At 41.6% G+C, this 6421-nt stretch carries 4 protein-coding genes; 2 read left to right on the plus strand and 2 right to left on the minus strand.

Features of this window, described 5'->3' with window-relative positions:
- Positions 1–1556: 1556 nt before the first annotated feature.
- Positions 1557–2156: a P-loop NTPase family protein gene (locus tag D5R40_RS29350; protein WP_124155613.1), complete on the minus strand. Its 600-nt coding sequence runs from the start codon at positions 2154–2156 to the stop codon at positions 1557–1559.
- 2379 nt (positions 2157–4535) lie between these two features.
- Here D5R40_RS29350 and D5R40_RS36400 point away from each other — a divergent pair.
- Positions 4536–4793, plus strand: coding sequence for a hypothetical protein (locus tag D5R40_RS36400; RefSeq protein WP_124155614.1), 258 nt, complete (start codon positions 4536–4538; stop codon positions 4791–4793).
- 636 nt (positions 4794–5429) lie between these two features.
- Here D5R40_RS36400 and D5R40_RS29365 read toward each other — a convergent pair.
- The gene (locus D5R40_RS29365; RefSeq protein WP_124155615.1) at positions 5430–5675 is read right to left on the minus strand and encodes a response regulator; all 246 of its coding nucleotides are present in this window, start codon (positions 5673–5675) and stop codon (positions 5430–5432) included.
- Between the two features lie 585 nt (positions 5676–6260).
- Between D5R40_RS29365 and D5R40_RS43015 the strand changes: the two genes are divergently transcribed.
- Positions 6261–6421, plus strand: a 161-nt coding sequence (locus tag D5R40_RS43015; protein ID WP_153183514.1) for a response regulator, incomplete at its 3' end; no start/stop codon positions are given.

Genomic DNA, 6421 nt, shown 5'->3' on the forward strand with positions numbered 1-6421 from the left:
CCAGTCCGGAACGAGTAAAATGGTTGTTATCGGTCCCTGTTAGTGTTTCTTCAAATAAAATGACCTTGACTTATTCAATCAGTAGGTAACAAATCTAGTTAAAATAATTAACAGAATTGTTCTAATCTTACATCATAACGGTAAGATCTGAATTGAATTGTATAAATACCTGTGAGTTTGGTAATTTTTTATTATTGGAATGTTTCGATTACTCGAAGGCCTTTTTTTGTTCAGGGAAAATATCCCCTTTCTCGCTGGGATTGATAGAAAGGATTCCTGCTCTTGTTCAGAATGACCAGTTTGCTGGATGCCTGCTGCGATTGCTTTTGAGAAGCTCTTGAAGTGGTTTGAAGGTTGATGCCTGCATGCTCTTCCAGGTAGGTCAGAATTTGTTTTTTCGGCTTCTGCTATTTCGTAAGGAAACCCCTGCTTATCCTTATTGTGTCTGAGTACACGTACCATTTCCTTGCTGGCCTTTACAACTCAATGTCTTTTACCCGGACATAGGCTTTGCTTATCACTATTTCTGTCGGGGTAACGAATAAAATGGGGTTTACGGTAGCTAGATTTGACCTGAAAGGCAAGTACTTCCCGTTGCGAGCTTAACAGGAATTCTCAGGATTTTGTAAGTCGATTTTGGGAACGAGGTACTTTTCCAGAAAATCTTCGAGAATGAATTGATCTTCTCCAGAATTCTTACTGCCATATATGCTGCCGTCATCGTCCACGCCCAGCAAAAGAATGCCTCCTCGGAATTCGCAAATGCGACAAATTCCGGGCTATTTTTTTCCGGGTATTTGGCTTTGCGTTTAAATTCAGTTGAAAGCCTTCTCCTTGTCTTACAAGTTTCCTAAGTTCGGTCAGATCCATATAGGAGCTAATGTTTTAGGGGTTACGTAGGTAAAGCTTAGGTTGAACGTAAAGAGGAGTCTTAATGTTTAAGTTCCTCTCAAGTTTGTCCAGGCTTTGGCGTGTAAAAAGCATGTTGGACCGCTAATTTTCCCAACATGCCTTTCCTTCTTCATCCAGCAATTTAATCAAAACTCAGTAAAATTGCTGTCAATCTTTTTGCGAATATGATGAGAATGTAGGCTTTTAATTTATGATCCAGGTTAGTGGAAAGCTTGTTTTCTACCTTGTCAATTTCCTTTTTGAAGCCTTCCGAGAATTTTTCCTCTTTTCAAAAAGGATCGTTCGCCAGCAAACATTATTCCCGCCGCGCTTTATTATTCCGCCTGTAATATCAAAAGCTACTGCCAGAAGTAACAGTGGCCAAAACAGCTCCAATTACAGCCATGCCACTTCCTGCAGCAATATTGGGCGAGGGTTTAGAGGCTTCCGGGAAACTTTCTTTGCCAACAAAGCTTTCAGTTGGTTAATAAAATCCGAAAATCCTTCCCTTAATTCTCTAAGAACAATTCTCCTCGCTTTCAGATATGTCTCCAAAAATGTCTTGCCTGGGGCGGAGCACAGTTTGAGAGTTCTGGATTTTCAGGTCAATTGATTTTTGCACCATCTGTACCGAATGCTATCTGCAATTTCTTCGACTCCTTCATTCAGCCTGTCGTTAAATTCTTTGTCAGATCTTGTTCTAACTCTCGCTCAGGCTTTTTAACCAACTTCCTGGGGGAATCAGCCTTGCTAAAAACGGACATTAAAGCTCTTTCTGGTAAAGAGCCAGAACCCCATGCCATCGCTTTGGGCTTGTTGACTTTCAAGCGTAAATCCGATCGTAATCCTCCAGCATATTGCGAATTAAAGCATCGACCTGTCTTTGTGATCTTTCTTCCTGATCCTGCAGGGTAATGGTGAATATCTGCACGGAAATCCCGATCTGCTTTCAATTGATCCTCCATGGCCTTGAGGGTAGTCTCAAGCCTGGCGTGGAGGTTCCTGGAGGTGGAAACTGTACTTCTGGGCTTTAATTTGTAGGCATTCAGGTTGGTGATATGTCCCCGTATGTAATCGTTGAGCTTGCCAAAACCACTGCTTGCATGATCACCTTCCTGTTCTCGTTTGGCTGAAAGAGCAAATACTTTTGGATCACTTATGCCTTTTTTGAATGCATGCTTTCTAACTCCTTCAATATTCACCTGCAAATCAGCTTCGTTCATGAAGTCCGCTTGCTGAAGTACGAAAATGTCTTCTTTTGCCAATCTTTATGAATGAAATCAAAAAAAAATCCCAGGCTGATTGCGATAGGGGTTTTTGGCCTCAAAACACAAATACGATGAGATCACTGCGAAGGAACAATCTTTCAGTAATCTCCTGATGATGTTCTGAAATGGTATTGGTTCCGGGTGTATCAACAATGGAGATTTTGCGAAGGATATCGACGGCTGAATGATCTTTTTTAGGTAGGGTTTATTTCGACCTAGAAGCCTGTCTCCATAGATCAATTGCTGTATCGTATCTGTACAAGGATCAGGAGCAACTTTCACCACATCTTTCCCCACGTTTAGCAAAAGCATTGATAAAACTGCTTTTTTCCTGCCTTTACTTCGCCACAAATCACAAACAAAAAAGGTTCTCCAATACTTGTCCTGAGTTCACTTAGGGTTAGGCTAAGCTCCTCATTGCGTGTTTCGCTCGCCATATCGTGAAAGATTTTTCACGATTTCTCCCAATTTCAGTTAAAGGGTGGAGGTCCGTATCAAAAATATTGTTATGCATGCGTATTGCAATCTACTGCAAAAGTCTGAAAAGATAGTATTCTAATGATTGTGGGGAAAGAGATTTGGTCACGAACCTAAATGAAAAAAGCCATCTGCATAGACAAGATGGCTTTAAAAACCGAGGGACTCAATGCTTTGCATGAATCAACCTCAGCCCTTGCTCTAAAAACCGAGGGACTCGAACACTTTGTGTGAATCAAACCTCAGCCTTGCTCTAAAAACCGAGGGACTCGAACACTTTGTGTGAATCAACCTCAGCCCTTGCTCTAAAAACCGAGGGACTCGAATGCTTTGCATGAATCAACCTCAGCCTTGCTCTAAAAACCGAGGGACTCGAGATGCTTTGCATGAATCAACCTCAGCCCTTTGCTCTAAAAACCGAGGGACTCGAATGCTTTGCATGAATCAACCTCAGCCCTTGCTCTAAAAACGGAGGTACTCGAATGCTTTGCATGAATCAACCTCAGCCCTTGCTCTAAAAACGAGGGACTCGAATGCTTTGCATGAATCAACCTCAGCCCTTGCTCTAAAAACCGAGGGACTCGAACACTTTGTGTGATCAACCTCAGCCCTTGCTCTAAAAACCGAGGGACCGAATGCTTTGCATGAATTAACCTCAGCCCTTGCTCTAAAAACCGAGGGACTCGAATGCTTTGCATGAATCAAACCTCAGCCTTGCTCTAAAAACCGAGGGACTCGAATGCTTTGCATGAATCAACCTAGCCCTTGCTCTAAAAACCGAGGGACTCGAATGCTTTGCATGAATCAACCTCAGCCCTTGCTCTAAAAACCGAGGGACTCGAATGCTTTGGCATGAATCAACCTCAGCCCTTGCTCTAAAAACGAGGGACTCGAACACTTTGTGTGAATCAACCTCAGCCCTTGCTCTAAAAACCGAGGACTCGAATGCTTTGCATGAATCAACCTCAGCCTTGCTCTAGAAAACCGAGGGACTCGAATGCTTTGCATGAATCAACCTCAGCCCTTGCTCTAAAAAACCGAGGGACTCAAATGCTTTTGCATGAATCAACCTCAGCCCTTGCTCTAAAAACCGAGGACTCAAACACTTTGTGTGAAATCAACCTCAGCCCTTGCTCTAAAAACTATAAGCAGCCCATACTCTTTGAGTGAGTCAGACTTAGCTGGGAGAGTGAAATCAGAACGTCAAATATCTTGCTGTTGATGTTACAAGTATAGGAGTTTTTGGACTGTCTCGCTTACTCTTTGGATCAACTGTAGTTTTTCCTGAAAGAAACGGTTAAATCGTTTGTGTGATTGGTTTTCTTATTTTTAACTACGTTACAAATTGTAATAATATTATTTATAGCTTCAAGTATAAAGTAAGATTTGGGTTTAAAATGACATTTTTATCGATGTTTAAATAAAAAATGAGTAAAAAATCATTTTTAAAAGGGTAAGAAAAATTTATTTCATCCCTCGGGATTTTCTCTTTTTATAGCTATGAATTGTGTAAATATTTTGGAGGGTTTTTCTACAAAAGTGGTCAGGGGTAATGACCGATCCTCACTGAGAGATATAGGAGAGTTATCTCTTCGTTTGTTCATTTTGCAGAAATTGTGCCAGAAGGGAATATAGTTGAGACTTTATTTGTCTAAGAAATGAAATTTTAGGTTCAGACACAGATGTAAGAACTTGAGCAATCTGTAAGAAAAGACAACATTCACACAGCATTTAATTAATTATTATGAGACTATTTAAATAACCTGTTTTTAGGCCTACTCATCTCTCTCGGAACAGAAATGTGGGCACAAGGTCCCGAGGGCGCGGGAGAAGAGGAATGGACCTAATATGGATTCCTCAAAGTTAAATTGAGTTTAAACGGATGATCAGGTGGAGGAAATGAAGGCTATCCAGGAAGATATGCGCAGCAAGAGGCGGGAGATTTTTGAATCTTCGGAAGGCGACAGAGAAGCCATGCGGGAAGAAATGATGAAGCTTCAGTCCAGTGCCGATGAGCAAGTCAAAGGAATTTTGACAGTCGAGCATTGGGATACAATACGAAGCTTATTCGAAAGAAAGAGAGAACGTCGCAAGAGGGTAAGGAGACGGAGAAAGGCCCCTCGTAAAAAAAAGGAGAAGGAAACGGATACTCCCTAGCAAATATTAAAAAACATAGATGCGCGCTCAGCTAAATTGACTGGAGTGGGTGTTTTTGTATCACCTGAAAAACCACGGTCTTATGCCAGGGCTTATGTTTGCAAGGCTAAGCAGTTTTAGCAATCGCTTATGAAGCATAGAGAAAAAAAAGCGGTAGTAAGCTCTGGGTTCTAGTTCAGAGCAAGTATCCAAGTTCGAGCTTATTGTATCCTCGGCTTTGATTTGAATGGTGAATTTGCACTTCCTCTTTCGTCCCATAAAAATAAAAGCCTTTTTTGAGAGGCAATGGGGCCCTCACCTTGGGTGGAGGCTAATTTATTGAATCGAAATTCTCTCATTCGGAACTCCCCGGAAATAGGAGCTTAGAGATTTTTAATAAATCTTCGGGATCGAAGGGTTTGGTCAGGTAAATCATTCATGCCTGATTGTAGAATATTTTCCTTTACATTCTCCGATACATCGGCAGTAAGGGCTATTATTGGCAATTGAATGTAGTAGTTTCCATCTTTTTTCGAATCTCTTCAGTAGCTGTCAATCCGTCCATCACCGGCATATTGAGGTGCATGAAGGATCAAATCATAGACGTTAGAAAAAACCATCTCGAGAGCGATTTTTTCCATTTTCGCCACATCTGCCTCAATGTCCCATTTCTTCAGGTATTTTTTCTCCTACCATGACATTTACCCGATTATCTTCCACCAACAGCACTTTCATACCTTTCAAAGAGCCCTTACTCCAATTGAATACCTGAGCTTTGCCTTTATCTTCCTGCCAAAGAGAAGCACCTTTTGTGAAGGACAGTGTGAACCAAAAAGGTGGTTCCTTTCCCCAACTCACTTTCCAGACTATTTCGCTCCCTGAAGTTCGACCAGCTTCTTGCATATCGCCAATCCCAGGCCCGTTCCTCCGTATTCAACGGGTCGTTGCTTCCGATGCCTGGGTAAAATTGCTCGAAAATGTTTCAACCTTGTCCTGCGGTATCCCCAATACCTGTATCTGATACAAAAAAGTGAAGATCCTGTTTCTTCCTGATCCGCTCCTTCCACCCTTGTAGCCAAAGCTAACTTCTCCTTGATCTGTAAATTTCAAGGCATTACCTACCAGATTTGGTAAGGATTTGATTTAAGCGAAAACTATCGCCTTTAATTTTGTACTCCAGCTTCTTGGCTGAAGACAGTTTCAAGGCGATATTTTTATCTCTTGCTTTGAAGGAGAAAAGTTTTATGCAATTGAGCATGAGGTCTTCCAATCAAATGCTTCCGATTCAAAAACTGAGTTTTCCCCGCTTCAATTTTAGAATAATCCAGGATATCGTGATGAGGAAAGCAGATGACGAGCGGAGAATTCCAGTGCCTTGAGACTGGGAATTTGATTTTCTTTGGGATTATCCTCTAAAAGTAATGAGAGATTCCGACTTCTGCATTCATAGCGTACGAATCTCATGGCTCATGGTAGAAAGTGCTGTTGGTGGAAGATAATCGGGTAAATGTCATGGTAGGGAAAAAATACCTGAAGAAATGGGACATTGAGGCAGATGTGGCCGAAAATGGAAAAATCGCTCTCGAGATGGTTTCTTCTAACGTCTATGATTTGATCCTCATGGACCTCAATATGCCGGTGATGGACGG

This window comes from Okeania hirsuta, assembly GCF_003838195.1.
GTDB lineage: Bacteria > Cyanobacteriota > Cyanobacteriia > Cyanobacteriales > Microcoleaceae > Okeania > Okeania hirsuta.

Bases quoted from the DNA above. Each gene is read 5' to 3' on its own strand.
- D5R40_RS36400 (WP_124155614.1), top strand. From the start codon at position 4,536: ATGAAGGCTATCCAGGAAGATATGCGCAGCAAGAGGCGGGAGATTTTT.
- D5R40_RS29365 (WP_124155615.1), bottom strand. From the start codon at position 5,675: ATGCAAGAAGCTGGTCGAACTTCAGGGAGCGAAATAGTCTGGAAAGTG.